21 protein-coding genes are annotated in these 26326 nt (G+C 52.3%); 12 read left to right on the top strand and 9 right to left on the bottom strand.

Annotated elements, in window-relative coordinates; genetic code table 11:
• The first annotated feature begins 73 nt into the window (after positions 1 to 73).
• The 6 genes from LG300_RS10670 to LG300_RS10645 all read left to right on the top strand — a co-directional run bounded on the left by LG300_RS10670 (position 74) and on the right by LG300_RS10645 (position 9492).
• Positions 74 to 2098: an alginate lyase family protein gene (locus LG300_RS10670; protein ID WP_404375288.1), complete on the top strand. Its 2025-nt coding sequence runs from the start codon at positions 74 to 76 to the stop codon at positions 2096 to 2098.
• Entirely contained in the window at positions 2092 to 2880 is a 789-nt protein-coding gene (locus tag LG300_RS10665) for a glycosyltransferase family 2 protein (RefSeq protein ID WP_404375286.1), read from the top strand. Before LG300_RS10670 ends, LG300_RS10665 begins: the two co-directional genes overlap by 7 nt.
• 21 nt (positions 2881 to 2901) lie before the next feature.
• Positions 2902 to 4686 (top strand): hypothetical protein, encoded by a 1785-nt coding sequence (locus LG300_RS10660; RefSeq protein WP_404375284.1) that lies wholly within the window; start codon positions 2902 to 2904, stop codon positions 4684 to 4686.
• Positions 4687 to 4703: 17 nt separating this feature from the next.
• Complete coding sequence (locus LG300_RS10655; RefSeq protein ID WP_404375282.1) at positions 4704 to 5981, top strand: exopolysaccharide biosynthesis polyprenyl glycosylphosphotransferase; 1278 nt, start codon at positions 4704 to 4706, stop codon at positions 5979 to 5981.
• Positions 5978 to 7105 (top strand): acyltransferase family protein, encoded by a 1128-nt coding sequence (locus LG300_RS10650; protein WP_404375280.1) that lies wholly within the window; start codon positions 5978 to 5980, stop codon positions 7103 to 7105. The genes LG300_RS10655 and LG300_RS10650 overlap by 4 nt, the downstream gene beginning before the upstream one ends.
• A 455-nt stretch (positions 7106 to 7560) precedes the next feature.
• Positions 7561 to 9492 carry a hypothetical protein gene (locus LG300_RS10645; protein WP_404375278.1) on the top strand — a complete coding sequence of 644 codons (1932 nt, stop codon included), beginning with the start codon at positions 7561 to 7563 and terminating at the stop codon, positions 9490 to 9492.
• A gap of 515 nt (positions 9493 to 10007) precedes the next feature.
• Here LG300_RS10645 and LG300_RS10640 read toward each other — a convergent pair.
• Both LG300_RS10640 and LG300_RS10635 read right to left on the bottom strand, forming a co-directional pair.
• Entirely contained in the window at positions 10008 to 10199 is a 192-nt protein-coding gene (locus tag LG300_RS10640; RefSeq protein WP_404375276.1) for a hypothetical protein, read from the bottom strand.
• Between the two features lie 177 nt (positions 10200 to 10376).
• Entirely contained in the window at positions 10377 to 11771 is a 1395-nt protein-coding gene (locus tag LG300_RS10635) for a hypothetical protein (RefSeq protein WP_404375274.1), read from the bottom strand.
• A gap of 477 nt (positions 11772 to 12248) precedes the next feature.
• Between LG300_RS10635 and LG300_RS10630 the strand changes: the two genes are divergently transcribed.
• The 3 genes from LG300_RS10630 to LG300_RS10620 all read left to right on the top strand — a co-directional run bounded on the left by LG300_RS10630 (position 12249) and on the right by LG300_RS10620 (position 15301).
• Positions 12249 to 12779, top strand: coding sequence for a hypothetical protein (locus tag LG300_RS10630; protein ID WP_404375272.1), 531 nt, complete (start codon positions 12249 to 12251; stop codon positions 12777 to 12779).
• The gene (locus LG300_RS10625) at positions 12772 to 13206 is read left to right on the top strand and encodes a type II toxin-antitoxin system YafO family toxin (protein ID WP_404375270.1); all 435 of its coding nucleotides are present in this window, start codon (positions 12772 to 12774) and stop codon (positions 13204 to 13206) included. Before LG300_RS10630 ends, LG300_RS10625 begins: the two co-directional genes overlap by 8 nt.
• Before the next feature lie 400 nt (positions 13207 to 13606).
• Positions 13607 to 15301: a hypothetical protein gene (locus LG300_RS10620; RefSeq protein WP_404375268.1), complete on the top strand. Its 1695-nt coding sequence runs from the start codon at positions 13607 to 13609 to the stop codon at positions 15299 to 15301.
• 510 nt (positions 15302 to 15811) lie between these two features.
• Here the strand turns inward: LG300_RS10620 and LG300_RS10615 are convergent.
• Together LG300_RS10615 and LG300_RS10610 are read right to left on the bottom strand one after the other, a co-directional pair.
• On the bottom strand, positions 15812 to 16003 hold the full coding sequence (locus LG300_RS10615) for a hypothetical protein (RefSeq protein ID WP_404375266.1): 192 nt from the start codon (positions 16001 to 16003) through the stop codon (positions 15812 to 15814).
• A 177-nt stretch (positions 16004 to 16180) separates the two neighbouring features.
• Positions 16181 to 17461, bottom strand: a complete 1281-nt coding sequence (locus tag LG300_RS10610; RefSeq protein ID WP_404375264.1) for a hypothetical protein — start codon at positions 17459 to 17461, stop codon at positions 16181 to 16183.
• Between the two features lie 529 nt (positions 17462 to 17990).
• Between LG300_RS10610 and LG300_RS10605 the strand changes: the two genes are divergently transcribed.
• Positions 17991 to 19139: a tyrosine-type recombinase/integrase gene (locus LG300_RS10605; RefSeq protein ID WP_404375262.1), complete on the top strand. Its 1149-nt coding sequence runs from the start codon at positions 17991 to 17993 to the stop codon at positions 19137 to 19139.
• A 102-nt stretch (positions 19140 to 19241) separates the two neighbouring features.
• Positions 19242 to 20150: a hypothetical protein gene (locus tag LG300_RS10600; RefSeq protein WP_404375260.1), complete on the top strand. Its 909-nt coding sequence runs from the start codon at positions 19242 to 19244 to the stop codon at positions 20148 to 20150.
• A gap of 13 nt (positions 20151 to 20163) precedes the next feature.
• Here the strand turns inward: LG300_RS10600 and LG300_RS10595 are convergent, their stop codons facing one another.
• Complete coding sequence (locus tag LG300_RS10595) at positions 20164 to 21000, bottom strand: hypothetical protein (protein ID WP_404375258.1); 837 nt, start codon at positions 20998 to 21000, stop codon at positions 20164 to 20166.
• A gap of 149 nt (positions 21001 to 21149) precedes the next feature.
• Complete coding sequence (locus LG300_RS10590; protein ID WP_404375219.1) at positions 21150 to 21821, bottom strand: SapC family protein; 672 nt, start codon at positions 21819 to 21821, stop codon at positions 21150 to 21152.
• Between the two features lie 210 nt (positions 21822 to 22031).
• Between LG300_RS10590 and LG300_RS10585 the strand changes: the two genes are divergently transcribed.
• On the top strand, positions 22032 to 22472 hold the full coding sequence (locus LG300_RS10585) for a hypothetical protein (RefSeq protein ID WP_404375256.1): 441 nt from the start codon (positions 22032 to 22034) through the stop codon (positions 22470 to 22472).
• 392 nt (positions 22473 to 22864) lie between these two features.
• Here the strand turns inward: LG300_RS10585 and LG300_RS10580 are convergent, their stop codons facing one another.
• The 3 genes from LG300_RS10580 to LG300_RS10570 all read right to left on the bottom strand — a co-directional run bounded on the left by LG300_RS10580 (position 22865) and on the right by LG300_RS10570 (position 25821).
• Positions 22865 to 24508 carry a YfjI family protein gene (locus tag LG300_RS10580; protein WP_404375254.1) on the bottom strand — a complete coding sequence of 548 codons (1644 nt, stop codon included), beginning with the start codon at positions 24506 to 24508 and terminating at the stop codon, positions 22865 to 22867.
• Between the two features lie 76 nt (positions 24509 to 24584).
• Positions 24585 to 24944: a hypothetical protein gene (locus tag LG300_RS10575; RefSeq protein WP_404375252.1), complete on the bottom strand. Its 360-nt coding sequence runs from the start codon at positions 24942 to 24944 to the stop codon at positions 24585 to 24587.
• 151 nt (positions 24945 to 25095) lie between these two features.
• Positions 25096 to 25821, bottom strand: a complete 726-nt coding sequence (locus tag LG300_RS10570; RefSeq protein WP_404375250.1) for an inovirus-type Gp2 protein — start codon at positions 25819 to 25821, stop codon at positions 25096 to 25098.
• Positions 25822 to 26326: the final 505 nt, after the last annotated feature.

Here is a 26326-nt window from a genome sequence, read left to right as displayed (position 1 = left end):
TGCCCCTCTTTTGTCAACACACCACCAAACCCCGCCACGGTTTGTCCTATATCGGATTATTGGTAACGACCTCGTGCCAAGGCACGCGCCTGGTCAATCCCGCAACAACCTAGCGTTTATACTCAATCACGAACCACCTTTACCAGGGTGTGAGAAACGTTACATCGTCAATCGCATTATCGATCCCGCAGAAGAGCAAGCTATTATTGCGCTGCTCCAAGCCGCGAATGCTCCGTATCTACATATTCCTTTTGATGCAACGGCCTACCAACAGTGTGGCTGGGACATAGAAAGCATCCCCCAAGGCTACCGGCCGCATCAGCGTGGCTACCACGGGCTGCTCCCCTCCGAGCAAGAGCGCATTCAACTGCAGCTTTATGCCCACAAAAACCGCTACGTCATGAACAACAACGGCGCACGTAATGCTGCGCTAGAAGATGGTCAAGGGCGAGGCGACTGGATTCTTCCCTGGGACGGTAACTGCTTTATTACCCCCCAAGCCTGGGAAGACATAACCCGCGCCGTACAGCAACAGCCAGAAACCGCCTACTTCATTACTCCCATGGCCAGGGTAACCAACAATGACTGCCTGCTGGAACAAGGGTACCGGCCTGCCGCAATGGAAGAACCACAAATTATTTTCCGGCATGATGCCCAAGAACGCTTCAACCCAGCCTATGTTTACGGCCGCCGCCCAAAGGTAGAGCTACTATGGCGGTTAGCAGTAGAAGGGCCGTGGCAACAATGGCCCATAGAGCCCTGGGACATACCGCCTAGGCCACTCTCCAGCCAAGCAGGGCAGTGGGCCTATGCAGGCTGGGTAGCGCGCCTGTTTTCAGGCCAAAAACAGCAAGAAGACCCACAGCACGGCTTAGGGCAGCGTGGTGTAGCCCGGCATAATGCGATTATTAGCCTTTTAGATACCCTCGACCAGCGAATAGCCCCCCCATACTGCTGCCCTCAGCCCACGGCCCCGGCTCAGGCAGCGCAATGGCATCGCCATCTAAGCGAAAAAACCGCAGAAGCCCAAGCGCGCGGGCCATTCAGCGTGACGCAAAAAACTACCTTACCGCCCAGTAAAAATAAGCACGATTACTGGCATCCAGCTCCCTATTACTGGCCCACGCTGCCCGGATTACCTTACCTGCCGCGCGATGGAAAGCGGGTGCCCGGCACCCGCATGTACGAGCCACAAAGCGAACGCTACGACCGCACCCGCCTGCAGCGGTTATTTGATGATGTCTACATACTCGCCCTGGCCAGCAGCCTACACAACAACAGCGCAGCAGCTCACCACGCAGCGACCCTAATAGACGCCTGGTTTGTCGACCCGCAAACAGCCATGACACCCCACATGCAGTACGCCCAGGTGAAGCCGGGCTGGCATCGCAACCAAGGCAGCAGTGCAGGCATCATAGAAGCCAAAGACATGTACTTTTTTCTAGATGCCGTGACTTGGCTAACCCACCAAGGTGTACTAAAAGAACACTCGCTTAACGTCTTCAAAATGTGGCTCAGCCGCTACCTTGATTGGCTAACCACTAGCCCACAAGGCCAAAAAGAGCGCCGTGCAAAAAACAATCACGGCACCTACTACGATTTACAGGTACTCGCCATTGCCAGCTACCTGGAAGATCAGCCGCGCATACAAAGTACGCTCAAAGACAGCCATGCCCGGCTACTAGAACAAATTACCCCCGAAGGCCAACAGCCCGAAGAGTTGAAGCGCACCACCAGTGCCCATTACTGCTGCTTCAATTTACAAGGCTGGGTACACCTGGCGGAGTTAGCCCAGCGGCATGGTCAAAACCTATGGCACCACACCGGAAGCCAAGGGCAGGGCATACAAAAAGCCCTTGAATGGCTGCTCGGCCACGACCCCGAAAAGTGGCCCTACCCACAAATCAACGCCTTCGACTCCCAGCGGTTTCAGCCACTCACGTGCGCCTACCAACGGCACTATTTGCGCGCTCCCGTATCAGAGTTAGCGAACACCTACGAAGCGACAAAACCCGTTTTCCACCCCCACGATGGGATACGGCCATTTTGGCAAATGGCGGCCTTACAGCCAGCGCAAGAGAGCCATACTGCATGCTAAACCTGCCGGAAGTGTCGGTGATCATGCCCAGCCACAACGATGCCCTCCACCTCAAAGAAGCCGTGGCATCGGTGGTGGCGCAAACACACACCGACTGGGAAATACGCCTAGTGGATGACGGCTCCAATGCCGCCATGGCCGCACAAATACGCACCCTGGTAGCACAGTACCAAGCACAAGGTTACGCCATTCACCTACACCGCCACGCCAAGGCACAAGGCGCTGCCAGCGCAAGAAACACCGCCATACACGCAGCAAAAGGGCGCTACATTGCATTTCTGGACGCCGACGACATCTGGCTACCCGAAAAGCTAGCTGAACAAACCCGCTTTATGCGCCAACACCAAACAGCCTTTAGCTACACCGCTTACGAACAGCGCCTGAACAACAGCGTGACCGGCGAAAGCCAGCCGCTAGCCACCGTAAGCGCCCCACAACGGCTCACCCACCAAGATCTTCTCAAAGGGTGTGTCGTGGGATGCCTTACGGTCATGTATGATAGCCACCAGATAGGTAAGCGCTACATGCCCCAGCTCCCCTGTTCCCAAGACTACGCCCTATGGCTAGCCATTTTGCGTGAACACCCAGAGGGTAGAGGACTCAACAAGGTACTGGCGCGCTACACCCGACGCCCAGGCTCCTTGTCGTCTAACAAATGGCGCAAAGTTAAATATCACTGGATGATCTGCCGTCAACAGGAACATCTCTCCTACTGGCAGAGTGTCTTGTCGCTAGTGCAATGCACAGGGCATTCATTAATCAAGCGCTACGGGCGCCGATAACACCATTCGGTTGGTTACACTATGTGGCTATCAAATCACCTAGCGCAACACTTGCGCTGGTCCATACGTTTATACCGCAAGCTTTTCTACCGCGAAGGTGGGTATACCCTTGCTGTCGTCATCAGCACCTTAACAAGCCAAATAGCAACGCTATTTGCCTTCTTCCTACCCTTAAAGGTCATCATTCTGATTGGCTCGCCTACCGTGCCGGACTACTTTCCAGGCTTTTTGGCACAATTTGAGCGCAGCCAACAAGTCATGTGGCTAGGGGGAGGCGCCATTGTCAGCTTCCTGATCCACCAGTTGGCCGACTACATAGGCAAATACTGCGCCGAGCAAGGCGCCGAGCGCGTGTTAAGCCGCACCCAAAAGTTACCGCTATTTTCCGGCCAAGACGCTCTAGCGCGTAAAGCCTACCAACGGCTAGCCAGCAACGTGGCCGCCTACGTTTTCCTGCTGCTTACCCTGCTGCTGTACCTACTGATCTACCCCCGCTTTTTTGCCGTGGTGGTCGGGTTCCTGATGGCTGCCTACGGCTTACTGCTATTCGCCACCCAGCTATCAAACGGTCTACGCAGCTACCTAACCACCCAAACGGCCACCCTCATTACCTTGTTGGGCGGGGTCGGGTTTTTCATTGCCTTCAGCTTCATGGCCTACGACTACCTCTCCACCGGCAGTATTGGCATGGTCGCTGCCGTGATCAGCCTCTTAATGTCGCGCCAGTTTTTTCAACGGCTTACCGCCCTGGTAAAAGAGAGTGTCGCCCTGGAACAGCAGCGCTCGCAGATCAATGCCCTATTTCTGCACAACCACCATTTTGAACAGCCCAGCCAGCAAAAAAGCTTTGTAAAAGCGCTGCTCAACCCAGCAACGCAGCATCAGGAAATCCAGCAAATAGTCACACTGCTGCTAAATGAACAACCCCTGGAAGGTCAAAAGCCAGCGCTCCCCAGCTTAAAAAGCATCCAATGGCAGCAAACCGGCCTGCCTGATGTACTCGCCTTTCACGTGGTGCTCACCCAGTCGCACCCTTATAAGCTCTGGTCACTTAGGCTGCATATTTTTCACTCGCGCCACCACACGCTAGCCGTTCACGAAAACGACCTGCTGCTCCAAAGCGAGCACTTACCCACACTGCGTTTACACAGCATTGCCCACTACGGCGATTACCACGTCCATGCCTTCCAAGTAGAGACCCTGCGCCGAGTCACCCCAGCGCAGCTCAAACACCATCACGCTTGGCTACATGCACGCAACTGGCACCAAACGCCCTCCGAAGAGCTAGTAGACCGCTACCAGCGTACCCACCCACAGCTGCCCGAACGGCTACAACGGTTGCTGCCCGGTGCGCTGGAAGGCGCTGCAAATAGCGCAGAGCAGCACGCCGAGCTAGGCCGCTTTATGCAGCAATGGCCAGCCATTCACAGAATGCTGACCCAACTGCCGCTGGTGATCATCAACAAAGACGCCACCAATGCCGATTTAGTCTTCAGCATTAGCGAAGACCCCCAGCCAGAAAGCTACCGCATTGCTCTATGGGGCCGCTGGGTGCTGGAACCTATCGGCAGCTACTACGCCGTCGATGAAGCCTCCCTAAGCCAGCTGCCTAGCCTCCTAAGCGCTGCAGCGCGCCAACACCACGCGTTACAAGGGCTAGAACCCCAAAAAATAGAAGCAGCAGCCTGGCTACACATCTTTGAAGCGCGGCTACAAAAACAAAAATTCAGAAGTGCGTTAGAATTGCTGCCAACGATTTTGGCCTGCATGGAAAGCATTAACACCAAAGCGAATAACGCAGCCTAAGGAACGCCGCCGCGAATATGGGAAAACAACGATACGAACGCCGCCACTCACGGTGGTACGAAATGCTAATACTCGGCTTGCCGTTCCAGCTGCTGGCAAGCCTGATATGGGCCGTCGCGTTACCCTCTCTTGAACGCTGGGGCTGGGAGTTCTGGCACACCCTGCCGGATTACCGGTTCAATACCCTAATTGCCACCACCCTAGCTACTCTCGGTAGCCTGCTTACTTTGCGGCACATTATTCGTTTTCCCAGCGTGCGTAAGTCCGCCTACATACTCCCCACCGTCTCTGTCGCGTTTTTGTTGGTGGTCGCACTGCTGCTATTCACCCGTGAAGCCTATACACGGCAAGTGCTGATGCACAGCTATGTGATGACGCTGCTATGGTGCTACGCCGGTTACTTCCTGGGGCGGCGCTACCGCCGCTTAAAATTTGCCATTGTGCCGTTTGGCAAAACCCACACCCTAACGCCCAGCCGTCAGGCCGATTTACGCTACCTCACCCAGCCCACGCTAAAAAACCTGCGGGTAGATGGCGTTGTGGCCGACCTACGCGCCAAAGAAACACCCCCCCAATGGGAAGCCTTTCTAGCCGAATGCACCCTCCACTGGATACCGGTGTACCACATACGGCAAATACAAGAGTCGCTCACCGGACGAGTACAAATCGACCACCTCTCAGAAAACGAGTTTGGCTCGCTGCTACCTTCAAAATTTTACGCAGCCACCAAGCGGCTGATTGATATTGTTGCTGCTCTCATACTTCTGCCGCTGCTCGCCCCCATTCTGCTGGCCATAGCGCTCTGGGTAAGGCTTGATTCCAAAGGCCCCGCGCTTTTTATTCAACCCCGAGTAGGTTACCGCGCACGTCAATTCCGCATGCTGAAATTTCGCACCATGTACCACCGTGCACAAGGTAGCGCATACACCCAAGAAGGTGACGACCCACGCATTACCAGGGCAGGGCGCATACTGCGCCGCTACCGGCTTGATGAGCTACCGCAGATTATCAACGTACTCAAAGGCGAAATGAGCTTTATCGGCCCCCGGCCAGAATCACTGGCCCTCTCATGCCGCTACACCCAAAGCGTCCCGTTTTTCAGCTACCGCCATGTGGTACGGCCCGGCATTACCGGCTGGGCACAAGTAGAGCAAGGCTACGCCGCCGACCGCGACGCCATGATGGTCAAGCTTGAATACGACTTCTACTACATCAAACACTTCACCCTATGGCTCGATATACTGATCGCCTTCAAAACGCTGCGTATTCTCGCCACCGGGTTCGGCGCAAGATGAGCCACACCGCCCCACGCAATAGCGGCCTGGATCTCGTTCGCGCCCTGGCCATTAGCTTAGTGCTCGCCTCCCACGCCACCATGCTGCTGGGGGGGCACATGAACGACACCGCCCGCCGCCTGCTGCTCTACTTAGGCGGCTTTTTCGGCGTCGAACTCTTCTTTGTGCTTAGCGGCTATTTAATTGGCACGCTGCTTATCAAACTGTTTGATACCCACCCAGGCCGCCCCCCCAATGCCGCCTTATGGCACTTCTGGCAACGGCGCTGGTGGCGCACCGTCCCCACCTACCTCCTGGTGGTGCTACTGAACATGACCCTGCTGGCAGGCTGGCTGCACCAACACCCCATCGAACTACGCCATCTCCTGTTTCTACAAAACCTGACCAGCGCCAACTTCGCCATGATGCCCGAATCCTGGAGCATCACCGTAGAAGAGTGGTTCTACCTAACCCTACCGCTTGCTCTCAGCCTAGGGGCTGCACTGCTAAGTGCCCGCACCACCAAACCCAAGGTGATTGTTTACGTGCTGGCCAGCTATATTTTCCTGTTTACCGCCTTACGCTGGGGCTGGGTAATCTACCAAGACCCCCACTGGGACCGCGGCATACGTAAAGCCGTGCTCTGGCGGCTAGATGCCATTGCCTGGGGCTGCCTGGTCGCCTGGGCCACCTACTACCACCCCCGCTGGCTAGCCCGCCACCAACACACGCTAGCAGGGCTAGGCGTCGCCTTAACGCTAATAGGGCTACTATGGCTTACCCACGCACTGCTTACCCACCATGTTAGTGTCTGGCTAAAAGGCGGGTTGTTCTCACTGGCCAGCATTGGCTTAGCGCTGACACTGCCCTGGTGGGCGAACCACGGCCAACGCCTCATGCCCTGGCAACGCGTGCGGGCCAGCATTACCCAGCTTAGTCTTATTTCCTACTCGCTTTACCTGTTTCACCTAAGCGTTGTCATTCCTCTTATGCGCCTGCCCAGTGTAGAGCGCCACCTGCAAGGCTGGCCCGCCGTGGGCGTTTACCTGCTGCTTAGTCTCGCCCTGGCAACGCTGGTGTACTACGCTTACGAACGCCCCATGACCCGCCAGCGCGAACGCTTTACCTCCTATAAACAAGCTTAGCTAGCTCGACCAAAGCCCAGGTAGCGGCTTAGCCAAACCATTTTTGGTCATTTGTAGGGGGAGGAGGCCTCTCAGTGGAAGCCGCTTAAGTTTGCGTACACAGCTATGTGCTGCCAGGTGGGGGCTGGCAAGCAAGCAAAGGCCGTTATGACCAACAAGGCATTCGTTTAGCAGGAATAAACCGTGTAGAACTTGCAAAAATCAATCATAACCACTAAGTATAAAGACCATAAGCCGTATGGGAGGGCTAAGGAGTAATGAGTAAATCATGCCGTTAATATGCTGCTTGATTTTTCCATGGACTTGATGCACCTTAGCGCAGGGAAACTAAATAGCGTTTGCCAGCATTGCTAACGTAGCCTCGGCAAGGGCCTACCGGATCAAGGTGGTTTAGCAATGCAAACAACGGCGCGAAAGCGCCAACATATGCATATGTAGTGCAAGGAGATGCCAAGATGGCGATTGAATTTAATAAAGACTTTTATCTGCAGAGCAAATTCAACCAGTTAGAAAAAGCAGGCCGACTGGAAGAATTTGGCTTAACAGACGTAGCCAGCCTGGCTGCTTTTTTTGAAGAAAACGGCGTAGACGCCCAAGAACACTACCTCAACTTTGGTATGGCCGAAGGCATCAATCCTTCTGCTGACTTCGACACCACTGCTTATCTCGAAGCCAAACTGGCCGAGCTGAAAGATACAGCCAAGTACGGCGACACCTACGCTGAGTACACTATCGCAGACGTTATTGCTGCGTTCAAAAAAGCGAACTTGACTCCGCTGCAGCACTTCAACACCTACGGTGAATCTGAAGGCCTGACCGCAGCACCGGCTGAAGAAGAAGGCGAAGTTTCAGAGCTGACTGAAGCGCTGGAAGGACTGCTGACCGCTCAGGCCAACAAGGTTTCTTTCCTGGAAGACGAAGCTGCTGACGTCGAAGCCGTAGCAGACAAGCTGGGCAATGATCCTACTCCTGAGCAAATTGAAACTGCTGTAGGTGCCGTTCTGGATGACACCATTCTTGCGGTTAACAATCTGACTGATGCGGCCATTGGCGACATTAGCAAAACTCGGTCTGATGCCTACAACCAGGCGATTATCGATGAGCAGCAGGCTGAGCTTGCTGACGACGTGACTGATGCACAGACTGCTGTCAATAAAGTTGAAGGCCTCGACGCCGCTGTTGACGCTGTACAGGCTGCTGAAGCGTCTATCAAAGCTGCCGTAGATGCTCAACTGGTAACCAAGGCTGCTGTTGCAGGCGCTGTTGCTGAATTTGATGCGATCGATGGTCAGACCGTGGATGCAACTTACGCCGCGGGTACTTCTGGCGTTCTCGTGACCGATGCTAATGCTGCTAGCGCAGCAGTTATTAGCGTTGTTAATGGCAAGCTAGAAGTCGCAGCTGGCTACAAAGAAGCCAAAGGCATCACTGCCCTGTTGACCGCGGTGCAGGCCGACTTCACTGCTCTTCAGGCTATCGATACTGCCAACGCTAACGAAGACGATGCATGGCTGGCCGCTGCTGAGCTTGAAGGCTACGACGAAGACGCAAATGTTGCAACTAGCGAAAAGACAGCAGTAACTACCTTCGACGGTTTGGTGAATACTTACAACGCCAAGTTGGCAGCTTACACTGCAGCTCCCAGCGATAGCACCGCTCAAACTGAACTGGTGAGTGCGTATGGCGCACTGAATACCAACGATTCAACAGCTTTCCCCAGCATCACCGATCAGAGCAACCCAACAAACAATGCTGCTGATGAAATCGCTGCTGCAGATAGCACAACTCAGTCTTCAATTGCGACAAAAGAAATCGCTCTGGATGCCGCAGTCGATGCAGCTGTCGTCACCGCTTTCGAAGTAGATGCTACTACTCTGACTGCTAAGCTGATTGCAGCTGAGAAAGCGGCTGCTGACTTTGACAAGGCTGTTAATGAGTACCTTGCGGCCAAGGCCACTGCTGATGAGCTGAAAGGCTACAACGACGCCATCGAGACCGCTATCGAAGATATTGAAGCTCTCGATTATGTTGTTGACGACAACAACTCTGGTTCTGCTGACAACGATGTGTTCGTCTTCGCTGGCGAAGATGCTACCATCAGCGGCTTCGGTGCTCAGGGCGACGACGTCCTGTACATTGGCGACGGCTTCACCAAGGTTGACCTAGAAGCTTCTGCCGATATCACTGCATCCAGCCAAGGCGATGCAGCTACTCTAGAAGTCTTCTTCCAGCAAGACGGCAACGATACCGTGATCTACCTGGAAGGCGAAGCGTTTGAAGGCAATGCTAAGACTGCTTTCGAAGGCAACACCATCACTCTGACGGGTGTTGATGCCGCTAGCCTGCAGTACGAAAACGGTGCAGTCTCCATCGTAGAAGTTGCCTAAGCTCCTCTGAGCTAGGTCGTAGGGGGAGGGCAACTTCCCCCTTGTTCCTTCGAAGTCATCGGGTGGTGCAGCACAGGCCGCCGGATGCAGTAAGCGCCCAGGCGCTTGCTTGCCCAGAAAAAGTAAGACCAAACCCCTGGCTTCGGCTGGGGGTTTTTATTGATATGTTGGTGATAAAACCAATAGGCATAACGGGCTTAATACGTTCCTAACGCTTTGCACGTTAATGGCCTACCTTTCCTTCCCCATTTCTCCCTAATCGCCGCATGTTAGTGTTTACCTATGGGTGGCCTTTACTATAAAAGGGCACTGAGTGTGTATGGTTCTGTAAGTGATATCGTACAATCATGTAAGCATTAACTTACAAAGGCAGTACACAGCCATCAACATGGGTGGCTATCGCTCACATTAGATTTTTTGCACCCTATAGGGAATACTACCAAGTAGATGCAATCGATTACGCTATAGCCATACTGCCAAACTCTTCGGCTCAAAGTGTTTAACAGCTTTTTAATTTAGTTGTTCAATCGATAAAAGCCATCATTACTAGAGCTTCCTACTAATTCACCTGATTTTACAGCGTCATTCACGGCCTGATAACTTTCTTCCCAAGAATACCCCCGCTGCTGTAACTGAGAGACCAAGGTTTCTGTTTGTAGCCAAACGTCGCCAAGGTCTGCATAAATAAGCTGTATCTTCTCATCCATTTTTATCCTCCCTTAAAGAAAAACCCCCAGCCAAGGCCAGGGGTTTGAGACTTACTTTTTCTGGGCAAGCAAGCGCCTGGGCGCTTACTGCATCTGGCGGCCTGTACTGCACCACCCGATGACTTCGAAGGAACAAGGGGGAGGTTGCCCTCCCCCTATAACCTAGCTCAGAGGAGCTTAGGCAGCAGCACTAGCAGTCAGGTAACCACCAGCGAAGCCGATATCATCAGCAGATACACCCGTCAGAGTGATCTCAGTGATTTCGTTGGTGTTGAGGTCGGTACCAGCGGCAGCTTCGGCTTCAACATAAAGTACTAGGTTTTCGCCGTCCTGCTCCCAGAAAATCTCTTTCTGGGTCGCGGAGCCAACGCGATCTGTGATCTCGTCATCACCGAGGGCAACCAGCTCAAAGCCTTCGCCGAAGAAGATACGATCTTGGCCTTGCTCACCGAATAGATCAATGCTGTAATCATCGCCTTCTTGATCAGCAAACAGGAAGACATCATCTGCTTCTGTGCCGGCCTGGTCATTACCATCTAATTCAACAACTTCGAAACCAGCTTCGTCGAGTGCTAAGCGTGCATCTTCGACAGACTGATCAAGATTAGTCAGTTCGGCAGACAACTCGCGACCAGCAGTCAGGTCAGCGGCGGCTGCATCTAAGCCAGCTTTAGCATCACGCAGGTCAATCAACTGTTGAGCAATGGGCGCATCAGGATTGACGTTAACGCTTACTTCGGCACCGTTATCTGCATCGCCACGAGAATCGATGGTGAAACCAGATGTTGTTACAACGTAGTCAGCATCTTCCTGCTCCGCTTGCGCTACGCGTGCAATTGCTGTAGTTAAATTTTCTTCTGCCTTAGTTTCTGCAGCGTCGGCATCAGTAGCAGCTTGAAGTGCTGAAAGAATACCGCTATTGAGAGTCTCGCCAGTCTCAAGCTCCCATTTTCCTGTTTCAGTATTTTTAGTAGCGACAGTAGTTCCACCAACTTCAATGGACTCAATGTCTTTAACGTCTGCTTCTGTTAGAGCCGCAGGCTCAGTACTTGCAGTGCCGCCTACAGTTAGAGTGATGTCATCACCAGAACGAGCTTCGTAAGCAGCTACGTCAGCGATAAAATCAACTCGAGTTTCTTCAGATGCATCAACCGCCGCCTCTAGCTGCACCTTGCGAGTCTGCAGAGTGTTGATGCGTCCGTTTAAACCAGTGAACTCATCAACTTCAGCTTGTACATCAGCAGTTGCTTCTGTCAGGGCACCTTCTGCATCTTCAAGGATTGCATTTTGCACACCTGTAGAAGCAGTAAAGTCACCATCAGTGAAACTAAATTCTGCATCAGTAGTGACAGTGACGTTGCCAACAGCAGTATCAACCTTCTCGAGTGCGTCATCTGTGCTGGTAACAGCAGCGTTCAGGACGTTATCGATAGAGTCACGAACTTCCTGTTCTACATCAGTGCCATCTGCTTCTAGATCAATGTTGCGGTCTTCAAGGTCAGCTGCAACCAGCTCATTTTCTGTAGCTTGTTTGATGAAGTCAGATACGCTCACTTGTGCGTCGATCAACACCTGCAGAGCTTCAGTCAGCTCTCAGATCGATGTCTTTTTAATCCATTAATTTATTATTAGTTATTAACCATTAAGCGGCTCCCTAACCTACCATCAACCTTATCGGCTAATTGAAACCGCTAAAAAAACGCCACATTCGCTCGATTTTTCGCAAAAACGACGGTATCTGGCAATACAGTAATGATTTGATAGCAGATTGCTAAAATAGTTGGGACCGAATGAACTTTGACGCCAAAAAACGTTGATATGCCAGCATATTCCCTCATGATAAAGTGCAAAGATGTGTGCTTCATTGATAAGGGCAAAAAGTTCTCCAACGTTTAACACGGAGCCTTTATCATCGGCTGCAGGCCAGAAGGATCTTGGCTATTGAGGAAGACGGTCATAAAAGGGCTTTGACATGGCGGACACAAGCCGTCTACACGGGTATGATACATTTATCAACAGCCACGCTATTCACGGTGGGAGGTAAAGATCATGATAACGGCTACCCACAATCTCCTTGTCCAGCACCTGCTGGATGTTGCCTTTGACCTGGCCAACAATGCCGGTCGGCTCATTCAGCGCATTGCGGATACCCGGGGGAATGCCAAACCTGGGGACGACACCTTCCAACGCCTTGTTCGTAACGCTCAGGTATCCTTCGATCAGCTAGTAGAAGATGCTGATCAATACATTCTGGCAGTCGAAGAGAGCGGTGATGCCCCGCTGGATTACCGCTCACTGGAAGGGCTTGCCGAACGTTTACGCAGCATCGAACGCGAAGTTAAGCGCTTGATGATTCACCCTGAGACGCCCAGCGATATCACAGTATTATTGGAACAGTGCGGTTTTCGCCGTTCTATTGCCAAGACCCGTAGTCGCATGACACTGGCAGCCCAGGTTTCCAAACAACGGCAAGTGATCGCCAAGACGTATGATACAACGGTTTCTCCGGCAGCCTATGCCGCCGCTGCTGCGCTCATGACAGATAAGCTGGGTGAAAAAGCGAGGAAGTCCGGTGATTGAGGTGGCGTTTCATCCAGAGACGGAACACTACTTCGACAGTATTGACTCCACTTTTCCTGGGTTCAAGCAGGAACTGCTGGAGAGTTTTACGGACTATATAGCGTCCGGTAGGGAAGTCGTACCTGACTGCTTCGGTAATGATGCGCCCTATACGCAACCTTATGGTGCGTTTCGCGCGGGGTTAATGCATATCCACATTGCTGTTCCGCCGACGACCTTTCCCAAAAAGCGTCCCCAGGCTGACCGGAAATGCCCGATGAACGCACCGGATCAAGACGCAGCCTTGGTGTACGTGCAAGGCGAACTGGAAGAAGACCATTACTGTTTGCTTGCCATTCTCTATCCAAACGCTCATCAGCAAGCAAGCGACAACCGCACGATCCCCTATCTCGCCCGTCTGGCTCAAGACTTCAAAGATCGACACTGAACTTTTGCATTCATCTACCCGACAATCTACAGCGGTTAAAAGTTGCGTTTATGAAGGCACTCAAAACGCCGCACGTAGTGGTATGGGGCGCTCCTAGCGCCAAATCACTGCGCCAACGTCACCTCATCGCCAAAGGCAAGCCCCAGATCAGCTATCATCAGCACTGCTTAAAATTTATCCATCAAAATCAAAGCGCCAATCTTCGGCGTTATCAAAGATGCAGGCGTGGCCATGCTGCCGAGGTTTAGCTGTGCCAAGTGGGTCAGCAGGCGAGCCTGGGCTATAGATCGGTTCATCGCAAAGGTAATATTTAAGCCTTTTTTAAGCGGTTTCCTTTAGAAAACGAGGTTTCCCGTTGGTTCGGAAATATCACAATGGGCAATAAATAAAGATAAAACAAATGGTTAAGCGTATTTTGTTGGGAGAGCTGACTGAAGCACTGGAAGGTCTGCTGTCCGCTCAAGCTGACAAAGCTGCTTTCCTGGAAGGCGCTCTGGACATCGAAGAAGTCACCGATTGGATTGAAGATCCGGCTAATGGTGTTGTTGACCCGGAAAACCCTGAGCTAGCTGAAATCGAAGAAGCCGTTGATGAGGTTTACGAGGCTGCTATCGTCGACCTAAACGGTGAGATGGCTGGTATTGGTACTATCCAAGCTGCGCGTTCAGATGCTTACAACAGCGCGCTGATTGCTGAGCGTCAGTCTGTCATCGATGACCGTGTCGAAGAAGCTGAAAAAGCCGTCAACGAAACCGAAGGTCTGGCCAAGGCTTCTGCGTCACTGGCTTCTGCTCAGAGCGCACTGACTACTGCCTACGAGACTCAGGTTTCTACCACTGCTGATGTGCAAGGTGAAGTAGCAAAATTCGACGCGCTGGGTGTCAAGCTTAACAACGACGATGTGGCCGCCATTAATCTGGCAGTGGACTCCGACTACACCACTTTCGAAAGCGCTGTCCTGGCTAAAAGCGAAGGCACTCTGGCCGATGAGGCAGTGCTGCTGACCGACTCTACCGCTAGCGAAACTGTTGTTTGGTTCAAGGACAACAAGGTTCAGGTGACTGACGCCTACAAAGATGTCGAAGGCATCGACGCTGTCGTTGCTGCGGTCCAGGCCGACATCACCGCTCTGAAGCGCGTCGATACTGCCCAGGCATCTGTGGTCACCGCCATTGAAGGCGTTCTCGATATCGAGAACGAAGGCTGGGATGCTGCTGAAGCAGCTACTATTGAAGCGTCAACTGTCAATATTGTTGATTCTGACAGTGGCAGCGTAGCATCTGAGACTATCTACAAAGACGCTAGCGACAATTACTTCGTCTATGATGGTTCTACTAACTACTACGAGGCCACAGTCACCGATGAAGGCACCGAGACTGTCACCGTTACCTATGCCTCTACTGAATCATCGCCGCGGACTGATGGCTCTGGCCTGACCGAAGTAACCACTGCTGACGAGTTCACCTACGAATCTTCGCCTGCGGTTCCTGCCAAGACTGGCGCAGACTACTTCAGTGCTGACGACTCTGCCCTGGATGACGGAACTTATTTAACTGGTCAGTTCGCCACTGAAGCTGAGAAGTCTGCTGAGCTATCAGCTGCCAAGGCCGAGCTAGAGTCCTTCAGCAAGGTACTGGCTGATTACCAGACTGCCAAGCAGGCGGCCGACCAGCTGGATGAGCTGAACACCACCATCGACGATCTGGTTGAAGCCATCGAAGAAGACTTCGAAGTTTCCATTGCTGATGGTACCGCCGGTACGGCCGAAGACGACGTATTCATCTTCGAAGGCGAAAGCGCAGAAATCACTTCCTTCGGTGCTCAGGGCGAAGACGTTCTGTATATCGGTGGCGACTACAATGAAGTTCGCCTGGAAGCTGGTGTGAACCTCGAAGCCACTCGTCAAGGCGATGCTTCTGTCCAGGACCTCTTCATCCAGCAGGTTGGCAGCGACACCGTCATTTCTCTGGAAGGCGAGACCTTTGAGGGTAACGCTACCAACGGCTTCGAAGGTAGCGTGGTCACTCTGGCTGGCGTCGATGCCTCCACCGTTCAGTACGAGAACGGCCAGATTTCCATCGTAGAAGTTGCCTAAGCTCCTCTGAGCTAGGTTGTAGGGGGAGGGTAACCTTCTCCCCCTTGTTCCTTTGAAGTCATCGGGTGGTGCAGCACAGGCCGCCGGATGCAGTAAGCGCCCAGGCGCTGCTTGCTCAGAAGAAGTAAGACTAAACCCCCGGCCTTGGCTGGGGGTTTTTATTGATACGTTGGTGATAAAACCAATAGGCATAATGGGCTTAATACGTTCCTAACGCTTTGCACGTTAATGGCCTACCTTTCCCTTCCCCCCTAATCGCCGCATGTTAGTGTTTACCTATGGGTGGTCTTTACTATAAAAGGGCGCTGAGCGGGCATGGTTATGTAAGTGATATCGTACAATGATGTAAGTATTAACTTACAAAGGCAGTACGCAGCCATCAACATGGGTGGCTATCGCTCACATTAGATTTTTTGCACCCTATCGGGAATACTCCCAAGTAGACGCAATCGACTACGCTATAGCCATGCTGACAAACTCTTCGGCTCAAAGTGTTTAACAGCTTTTAATTTAGTTGTTCAATCGATAAAAGCCATCATTACCAGAGCTTCCTACTAATTCACCTGATTTTACAGCGTCATTCACGGCCTGATAACTTTCTTCCCAAGAATACCCCTGCTGCTGTAACTGAGAGACCAAGGTTTCTGTGTGTAGCCAAACGTCGCCAAGGTCAGCATAAATAAGCTGTATCTTCTCATCCATTTTTATCCTCCCTTAAAGAAAAACCCCCAGCCGAGGCCGGGGGTTTGAGACTTACTTTTTCTGGGCAAGCAAGCGCCTGGGCGCTTACTGCATCCGGCGGCCTGTGCTGCACCACCCGATGACTTCGAAGGAACAAGGGGGAGGTTGCCCTCCCCCTACAACCTAGCTCAGATGAGCTTAGGCAGCTTCAACTACAGATACGAAGCCATTTTCAAACTGCAGGTCGTCGATGCTCACGCCGGTCAGAGTGATCTTGGTCAGGTCGGAAGCGTTCTCGGCGTTGCCGGCGAAGGCTTCGTTCTCGACGTAGATCGCGGCGTTGTTGCCTTCCTGCTGGAAGAAAACTTCCAGAGTGGCAGAGTCGCCCAGACGAGTGTCGGTGACGTCGTCAGCCAGACGCTGCTCGGAGAAGCCTTCGCCGATGTACAGCTGATCTTCGCCTTGCAGGCCGAAACCAGAGATGGTGATGGCCTCTTCAGCGTAAACGAACAGGTCGTTAGCTTCAGTGCCAGTACCGGTAACGTTAAGCTCAACATCGAACGCTTCAACAGCTTCCAGAGCGGTAGCAGTCGCTTCAGCCAGATCGCCAGAATCACTCTGTACTTGAGCAATCGCTTGGAAGTCTTGAACGGCTTGGTTGAAGTCGTTTAGATCAGTCTGGGCAGCGAAATATGCTTCAGAGTCTGCAGCGTTCAGGGTGCCAGTGTTGCTTGCATCCAGAACTTTAGCGTCGAAGTTGCCATCGGCATCGAGAGTGCTAGTTTGGTTCAGCTCGACGTAGTAATCGTTGGCGTCGAAGCTGGCGTCGGCCAGAGAAGACCCAGTGATCTCAGTCACATCACCCGTACCATAACCTTGGATGGTGATAGTGCCTGAATTGTAAGACGCAGTGATACCATCATCTTTCAGCGAGCTTACAATCGCCGCACCGACGGTACCTTGATCTTCAGGGGAAGAAGCAGTGGTGAAACTGTACTCTTTGCCACCAATGGTTACGCCGTACTTAGTTGCAGTGACAGGGGAACCCGGAATATCGACTGTCACAGCTTCACCCGTCACGGCATCAGGGTTTTCTGCAGCGAGTACACTTTGGATAGAAGTTTCAAGACGTGTTTGAGCGTTAGCTTCGGTCAGAAGCGCCTGGTACTCGGCCTGTGCAGTTGCCAGCAGGGCATCGATGCCTTCGAGATCTTCGCCAGCGTCGGTAACAACTAACTTAGCACCATCAACTTCGATGAGATTGCCAGTCACACCCGTGGCCGTAACTGCGTAAGTGCTGTAGTCAGTTGCGGAAGCAGCCGCACCATCCGTAGCTGGTACAAAGCTAGAGCCGTTAGAGGCAGTAGCAGAGACTCCGCCATTTAGCAGGTTGAACTTGGCCGCCTCAGCAGTAAAATCACCTTGTGCATCAACCACTGCGGCAGCAGCAGTCTCATAGGCAGCAGAGGCGCTAACCAATGTGTTGGCTTTGCTCAGCAGACCAGAGGTCTCTTCAACGTCAGACTTGGTGTCAGCAACGTCTTTCTCCAGCTGAGCACGGAACTCAGATACGATCTGGGCGCGAACAGCGTCAGAAGCGTTAGTAAAGTTGTAGCCTTTAAAACCAGCACCAGAATCGTAGCCAGTAAGCTCACCCTGGACAGTACCAGCAGCTGCAGTTACGGCGGTGTCGATCGCGTCGTTGATCTCATCGTTGGTGGATGTATCGTCAACGCCGGTTACCGCGTCATTTTCAGTAGCTTCTTCCAGGAAGGCGCGCTCATCAGCGACGGCAGTCTGGTAAGTGCTCAGCGCTTCAGTCAGCTCTCGGAAACATTCCCACTTAACTCACTGATAGCACTGTGTAGTTTCACTTTATTAAATGAGCGCAACGTATCGGCAACTCATCAGGGTGGCCTGAACCGCCGCGTAACCGCCCAGAAAAGTGGCAGTTTTGGGGTGACAGTACATAGTTTCCTAATGAGGCTACTCACTAAGGAGACTGACCATGACCGTCACGCGATTAACAGAAGAGGTCGTACAAGCATTAGTGTGCCCCGCAGACCGCCAACACTGGGTGGTGCTGGATACGCTGTTATGCGGGCTGTTTGTGGATATACAGCGTAGCGGGCGCATGGCTTACCGTTTGCGCTACCGCGCTGATGGGCGTACTCGCTATCTCACGTTAGGGAATGCGCGTGTGATCACGTTGGAGGAAGCCCGCCATGAAGCTCGCGAGGCACTGCGTAAAGTGCGTGTGGGTGCCAACCCCGAGGCCGTCTTGTTGCCAGGGGCAGGGCCAACGGTGGCTTGCTTTTTTACTGACCACTATCTGCCCTATGTAAAAACCTATAAGCGCAGTTGGTCAACGGATGATTCGATGATTCGCCTGCATATCCTTCCCCTGCTGGGCCCTAGGGAAATGGGGGAACTGACCGGGGCGGATATTGCCCGTGTGGTCGGCCGCATGCAGGCCCGCGACTATGCCCCCGCCACCATTAACCGAGTGCTGTTTGTGCTGGGGTATGGCTATCGCTTGGCGATGCGCTGGAAAATCACGGGCGTTACGGAAAACCCCGTGCGGGAAGTGCGCTGTCTAAAGGAGGATAACCGTATTGAGCGCTACCTCACCCCAGAACAAGTGGCGTGCTTATTGGTCAGCGTGCGCAATAGCCAAAACCCGTGCTTGGCGGATATCGTGTCGTTTTTGCTGTATACCGGAGCGCGCAAGCGGGAAGTGCTGAACGCCCGTTGGCAGGATGTGGATTGGGCGCATCAGTTGTGGCGTATTCCGCACACGAAATCGGGGCGTATTCGTTATATACCGCTGTCGGAAGGGGCGTTGGCACTACTGTCACAACGCAAGGCGGGTGCGCCAAGCCGGTGCGACTGGGTATTTGCTAACCCGGCTACCGGTAAGCCGTTTGTCACTGTCTATTACAGCTGGTACAAGGCGCGCAAGGAGGCAGGCATGCCAGAGTTACGGTTGCACGATTTACGCCATAGCTTTGCGAGTTTTTTGGTGAATGCGGGGCGTAGCCTGTATGAAGTGCAAATATTGCTAGGCCATGCCAATGCACGCACCACCAGCCGCTATGCCCATTTAAGCCCGGAGCGCTTGCGCGAGGCGGTGGCGGTGATTCCGTCGCTGTCGTAAGGTACTTATCCATTGCCGGTGCTAGCCGTTGCTGGCTGTCACGTACACCTGACGGTACTTCACGTTAGAGCTTTCTTTTGGAAGATATGCCAGGAGGCAACGTTGGTAGAAACCATTGAGGATTTTTCGGCAGCCACTGAGTATGAGCGGTTAGTGCTCAATCAGCTCTTTCCGCTTTTTCCGGATGATGCCATGGGCAACACGCTGGATCTTCGCGAGGCCATTCAGGGAACGGGGCCAGCCAAACATGGAATGACAGCCGTCATTAAAATGTTTGCTGATGATCGAAACCTGCAAGGTGTTTTAGCCCCATTGGCATTTTCTGCTGCCTGGAAGGTGATCGACCTGCTTATCGAGCTTGCTCTCGCACAGGGGGGCTTCCAGCCTGGTGGTCAAGCTGGTCGTTGGTCAATCAGTAGGAAAGTGCAGCTTGCAGGTCAGGCGCCTGGTGATCAATTGCTGGGAGTCGATATGGAAGTATGGCAAGCCATTTGCTTCGCCTATGCGCGTACAGAAGAGCATCGCCACTGCTTGATTCATCGCAGAGCCTCCTTCACCGAAAGGCCGCTGCGTCTGGCAGGGAAGAAACAAGACGGTGAGCCCTTGCTGCCGCTAGATGAAAAGGAACTCCGGGCCTTCGTGAATATTGCACAGTTGCTCGGTACTGTGGTGGGAGAAGCCCCTATGCCAGAGCGGACTGTCGGCCAGCTGCGTTTCTTGCTCCAGCAGATGAGTCGTCATATTGGCTGTGAGTTTGCTCAAAGCCTCCCGTTGGGGCCAGTGGTATCAGTCTTTATGTGCTTGCAGCCGGACGAAGGAAAGGGATGGCTAGCAGACTTTGCCTACGTGCATCAGAAAATGGACAGAAGTATGCCGCATTATTTAGCCGACGTATGGATTGATATACCTAACGAATCTGGATATCGGCTGTTTGGACATTTGGAGCAGCTTCCTAAGGACAAAATTGCTATTCGGCTTGATGCGTTGCCGGATTATTTATCGCTATGCTAGCAGCTATTCCTCGCTAACTATCTACGAATAGATCGATATCGACGTCCATCGGTTCAATGCCTTTAAGCCCATAGACAGCTGCTATGACCAAGGCCATCATTTTTTCGCGTTGCTCGCCAAGCAGTGTCCGGCGGGCAAGGATTTTCAGCATCTTTTTTGTTTCTCGGTTCAAGAAGCCGTTCCGCATCATGCTGTGCTTCACTCGATTGAGCTTTAGGCGATAAATCGAATCCACCATCAATACCTCAAGGTGCGCAATAAAACCCTTTATTTCATTATCCAAGCTAATGCCCTGGATCAGAATCAGCTTGTCAGAGAGTTTATTGTTTTCCTCTGCCGTGAGAGGCGAGTCCTGAGGTAACGGTACGCGCTGCGTCATCAGTAGGTTGGCGTTCATCCAGGAAAAGTAGGCCTGCATCAGCTCAAGATGAAAGCGTACTTCTTTACTGAGCCATAGCTTGTGACGGCTAACCTGCTGCTCAAACTCACGAAAAAATACTTGGAACGATTCATTACTAGAGAAGACTTGGGCGTGCTGCAGATGTTTCCCATGCGGCAGTTCTAGCTCGTACTCGGTCATGAGCCTATACAGGTCTTGGCTTTCCCCTGCGGGAAGCTCTAACGAGTAAGAGGCCTTTTCAAGAAAATCCAGAATGACTTGTTCGCTATTGATGCGCTTTTCGAGTATTACACCGGCTACTCGGGTGACTTCGTCTTTCTTTTTCAAGTAAAAGGTGGTGACAAAAGCGATAGTAATACCGGCGATCAAGGTAGAGAGAAGGCTGAGCAAGCTCTGCCATACCAGCTCGGGGTGATCCTGTAGTAGCTGGTTGAAATCCAAATCTAACATAGCAAATATGTACGCTGAGCGTTCCCCACTGGTTATCCGACGTCTGATCGGACTACACCGCCCGTGCGGCGTTCTATGCCGCTACCTGATGCATTTCCCTGCCTTTACGGCATAAAGCGGCCCTGGGGCCGCTTTGAGCGTCCTGCCGGTTAATCCGTACTACGTTCCACCTTCAACCCTTTCTGGGAGTCAGCGATGGCCAGGGCCAGCGAGACCGCTTGCCCGATGGAGTCACTGTCGGTGGCGGCTTTGTCCAGATTGGTGCTCAGGGCTTTGTCGTTGACGAGGTAGCAGGCTATTTTCTGGCCTAGGTGGTGAACGTGGGTGGGTTCCAGTACCTCGGCTCGACGCAGCAGTTCAAGCAAAGCAAGCGTGCGTTGCTCATGCTCAGCATCGACTTGCATCCGGGCAATACGATCCTGCAGAAAAGGCGTCGCCTCATCGTTCTCAAATAGCCTAAATCCCTTATCGAGCTGAAAATGTGGTGCGTCCGTATCAATAGCCACGGCAGGGGTAATTTCCCGCACGCCGGGTGTCGAGGTTTTCAAGGGGTGGTCGGCTCTCAAGAGCGACGTGAGCAACAGCGGGTAGTGACGCCATGCCAAGGGCATATGCTCGGCAAAAAGGTTGTCGGTGTCTGAGGGCGTAATCAACGCCTTTAACCCGAGGCCACCATCATCGGTAATTACAATTGGGAACCGAGTGGCCAGCGGCTGAATATCCGGAATCAAAAGATCAATGACCTCTGCCTGAGCGGCCAGGGCCGAATTGTCGATAGGCGTCATACGCAGGTGAGCGTGTAAATCGGGCGATAGCAGCATGGGCAATCCTTGTGTCTACGCCCGCGATCACCGGGATCAGGGCTGGCGAAAATTCCCGCTAATGTAGCATATTTCCGTGTTATTTCAGAGGGTTTGCAAGGGCTTGCGGGGTTTTGGCGGCGTGTCGCGTGGGGATTAGTCGGGGTATATGAGAGAATCCTGGTGGTTGATCACGATGACTGACTAACCCGCGATAACGAGGACGTTGATGTGAAGATTCATGAAAGCCCGGTCAGCTACAACACTCCACTACGAGATGCCCAAGTCAAGCTTATGGCCCAGTGGTGCCGCAAGCTCCAGGCACTATGGGACGATGCGCATACCGCGTTTGGGTTAGAAGCCAATTGGATTGAGCGGGAGTGTGTACAAGACTTCTTTCTCACTGCTGAGGCGTGTGGCTTCGTCTGCAAGGAATGGGGCGTGATGGAAGGGCTCTCCAATGCCGTGGTGCAGTGGAACGGGGTGCCCGGCGGCGCGGATGTGAAGTGGCTGCGTTACTTTATCCACTCGCTGATTCTCCACGATAAGAAGGCGGTGGAGAACAACATGGCTTACATGGAATCCATGACCTTTGAGATGGGCAAGAAGCAAGGTTATGCCGACCTGGCAGCGGCGCTGGAAGCGCAGCTGCTGGCGAGTGAGCGTGATTAAAAACCCTTGGACTTAGCTAGCGGCATAAAGCGGCCTGGAGGCCGCTTTGAGCTGCTAGACTCTTTCCATGACTGATTTTCCCGAACCCCAAGGCCTTGATGAGGCTCCATTCCTTCTGCCACCCGCACGGCGCTTTAGGCCGAGCTGGAAGGCTACGAACACCTGCTCTTCGAGCCCATAACCCAGGCTCGACCTCAACGGCCTTTATGCGCTTTATGACCAGTGGCGAGCTACCCTGGGCGGCTCTCCCGAAGCGATTGCCTTGTGCGACGACCTGGATGAATAGCAGGTTTTTCGGGGGGATTACCCCCTAGCCCAAAGCATTTTCTCGATCCCAGCGCTACCGGTGACGCCCAGACTGTGGCCGGGCATTGGGCGGCTCAGCTCGTCCGTTAAATGATGCGATAGTAGCCTCCTCCTGCTCCGCGCTGAACCTCTTGGTCACTGAACTTGGGAAGTTCTTCGACATAATACTCCTCGCCATTTTTTAGTTCCGGTTCTTCTATGCCTCTGAGAACGATGGCTTCCCCAAGTTCATGATGGTATCCACCACTACCTGGGCTTTCCCTTATATGCCCGAGTCGGGTCAGCAAAGTTAGGGCGTTTTCAAAGTTCTCATGTACACGTAGGTCTTGGTGGGCTTTTTGTTTTATGTCTGACATTGTGAACCCAGTTCTACCAGGCAAATGAGTATTCTTTTGCGAACCATACTTTCGAATGGCAATTACTAGCTTGTTAGCTAGATGCACGACTTTCGGTGTGCCCGCAATGTAGCTAAGAAAGTGTCTTGAATAGTGGCGACATAACTTATAGGCATAGAGCAAGTCATTGGCGGATATTTCGGTGTTATAGTCTTTATTTTCGAAAGTATGAACGATAGCCGCAACCCGCGAAATGTTATCCATCAGCTTGCGGGCATGGCCGTGAGCATGAGAGTAAAGACGGTCTTGCCGAGTCTCGAGTTCAATGTGTCGATAGATTTGCTTCCATAAAGAAGTTGCAGGTGCCGTGAACTTAAGAGTGGTCTTTTCTCTGCCCTCCTCAATGGCTTTAATTGACATCTCTAACCGCTCATGGGCCCGTGCTTGGAATTCTTTTAGTTTATTTCCGGTGATTGGGTTGCTGAGATCTTTATTTTTACCGATTTGCGACTCAGGATAGGATACGAGAAATCGCGCGAAGAATCCGCTATCGTGGGCTTCATCGCCACGCTTGTCTATAAAACGCTTTAAAATAGGTGGCTGCACCATAATGGAGGCGGATAGGCGTGCATTACTAAGCGTAAAACTATCACTCGTTCTACGGTCTACCGTTATATCAGAGCCGCTCCATAGTGAATTAAACAGGTACAAGTCTTTCAAGGCCTGACCTTGCAATAAGTTGCCTGCTTCATCTGAGAGTAAAAATGCTAATGGAATGTTTTCATGCATTCCAAAAGTTAAAGCACTGGGCGTCGTGTTTTCATAGATCAGCTTGTAGGTAGTAGGCGGATTCGGATGCGCGTTATCCAGCTGGTGAAGCTCATTTTCAATACTGCTCGTTTCTTCTCCATTTAGAAATTGTTTGGCCAATGTCTTATTAAGCGTTTTTTCCTTTTGCTTCCAAATATTAAGTTCACGTTGATACTTGGTGCGTGCTTTCCGGTTATCCCTCTCCTTATTCTTTTGAAACTCCCGGAGTGGCTTGCAAAAGGCTTCGTCTACTGACGTCTTTCTCTCCCCCGTTACCGCAATCGTCAGCAGCATCAGAGAGGTTGGCACAGTGTGGCCGTTGGGGTAGGCGACATTGACCAAGCCTTGGCAGACCGCCGACATGACACCGAGCGCGGACGACAATGCCATCTCGTAGGCGACCTGAATGTGCTCGCTGGCTTCGAGGGTTGCCCCCTCTAGCAAAGACCTTTCGTAGTAGTGTGGCCAATCCTCTCCGATGCTGGGAAGTGTGTGCTGATCAAAAGACCTGGTAGCAAACGCGCCATCTTCATCAGTCTGTGGGAGCACCTCATCGAACGTAGATGGCGGTATTTCTAAATCCATGAGAACCTCAAAACCATGCTAAAAATGCTAGACTAGCATGCTTAGCACGATATCTAAGGTATCAAGTTAGTATTTTTCACTGTTTTTTCATCACTTCGCCTCGATGTGTGTCCACCCAACGCCGAATCAACGTCGTGCCCGGCGCTTTCGGGACCCTGCGAAATTGTAGCCATTCTTCGGCAGTGCGGCGTGGTACCCCGATCTCCTCAGCCATTTGTGCCTGGGTAATCTTACGTAGTTTGCACAGCGCCCTGGCATCCCGAATCAACCGACGCTTGGGCTCGTCCTGCTCCATGGCTGCCAGACGCTTGTCGGCGTCGTCGTCAGCCATTGCATTGCTTTCCCAAGGCAAGGGGGCGGGTGATGTATGGCGCGGCTCAGAGAACGTTTCTGGCGCTTGATTCGGTGTATCGTGTGAGAAAGGGAAGTTAAACATCCTAGTGCTCCTGGTCGATCAATAAAAAAGGCCTGCTTCCTGAAGGGCAGGCCATGTTGTCGCGTGATGATTTGCTCCCGGCGATTGTCGTCGGCGGGCTTATTTTCCCATCTTTTTACGTTTAAGACGGACGGTTCTATAACATAGGCAATTAAACGTCAGGTTTTATAAGCGACTTGCCTTGCGAGGTATTAAACACTTGGATACCTTGGCCGATTTGTTTTGTGTAGGCTTTGCAAAGATAACTACAGACATACACCGCCTCATTAATCGCACACCAGTCATGCCGAGCCAGGACGCCCGTCCAGGGAAGTCCGTTCATCGGATGCTCGCCTATCGTGATTAACTGGCCCAGCGGCTCTTCATGGTGAAAATCCATGGCTTTTAACCAACTGCGCATCATCCGGTGGTAAATGTTCTGGCGGGTATAACTGCCGAACTCATCGGGTAAAGGACTACCGATACTATCGAAGACGCCTTTGTTGAGCATGATGACCAAGTGGTAATGCGGTTTGTCACTGGTGTCTTGCTCTCTGGCCCAGATATAACGAAGTGACATTCGGTAAGGGGCACTGGCTTTCGTGAGTTCGTATTTAAAGAACCTAAAGAACCGGGACAATACGTGATTGTTATCGTGCATCGAGGAACGTTCCATGAACGCTGGAAACTTCAAGTCCGCACGAAAGATAAACGTGCGCGGCTGACATTTCGTGGCGCTGATGATTTCGTTGACGGTCGACTCAAGGTAATTTTCGATCAAGGGATAATACTTCCCCTTTACTACCTTTTGTTGAACTTCATACCTTTGGTAAAGCTCCTCGAAGTACAGGCGTAGTTTGTCATTGTCGGGGTGGCGTAAACGTGTCGGTTGAAACATGGGATTTACCTCGCTGATTGATGAAAGAGCATCAGCAGCGGTCGGCGTAATGTATCGTTTAAACAGGCATGGGGATTTAGGAGATTCGTGTAAAGCATTCCAGAAAGGGGAGTGTTCTCTCTTTGGGGAGAGACCTACTCATTAATCTGAGTAGTGACGGCTAATGTGGGCGACTGTCTGAGTGACGACGTTTGGGCGTCGTCTCCACTCACTGGCTAGCGGTCTTATGACGACGTCTAAAGCGTCGTTAAACACGCGTGCTATCGTCCATTGATGAGGGTGTTATATCCCTTAGTAATAGAGGGCTATGGTTCCCATATTACTTCCCCATTAGTCATGCACTCTTTCCTGCGCGATAAGGCTCTACCCTTTACGCTTAAATGCCTGGTCAAAACCCGTCAAATGGATAAGAAGTTTTTATCGAGTTATTCCGGATTCATTACGAAACAAAACAGCGTGCCAAGAGGCTGGCACTGACCGCTGCATTTCATATCCCGATGACCTA

Source organism: Vreelandella aquamarina (genome assembly GCF_044805175.1).
In the GTDB taxonomy this organism is placed as follows: domain Bacteria; phylum Pseudomonadota; class Gammaproteobacteria; order Pseudomonadales; family Halomonadaceae; genus Vreelandella; species Vreelandella aquamarina_B.
This window is presented reverse-complemented; position numbering and strand designations above follow the sequence as displayed.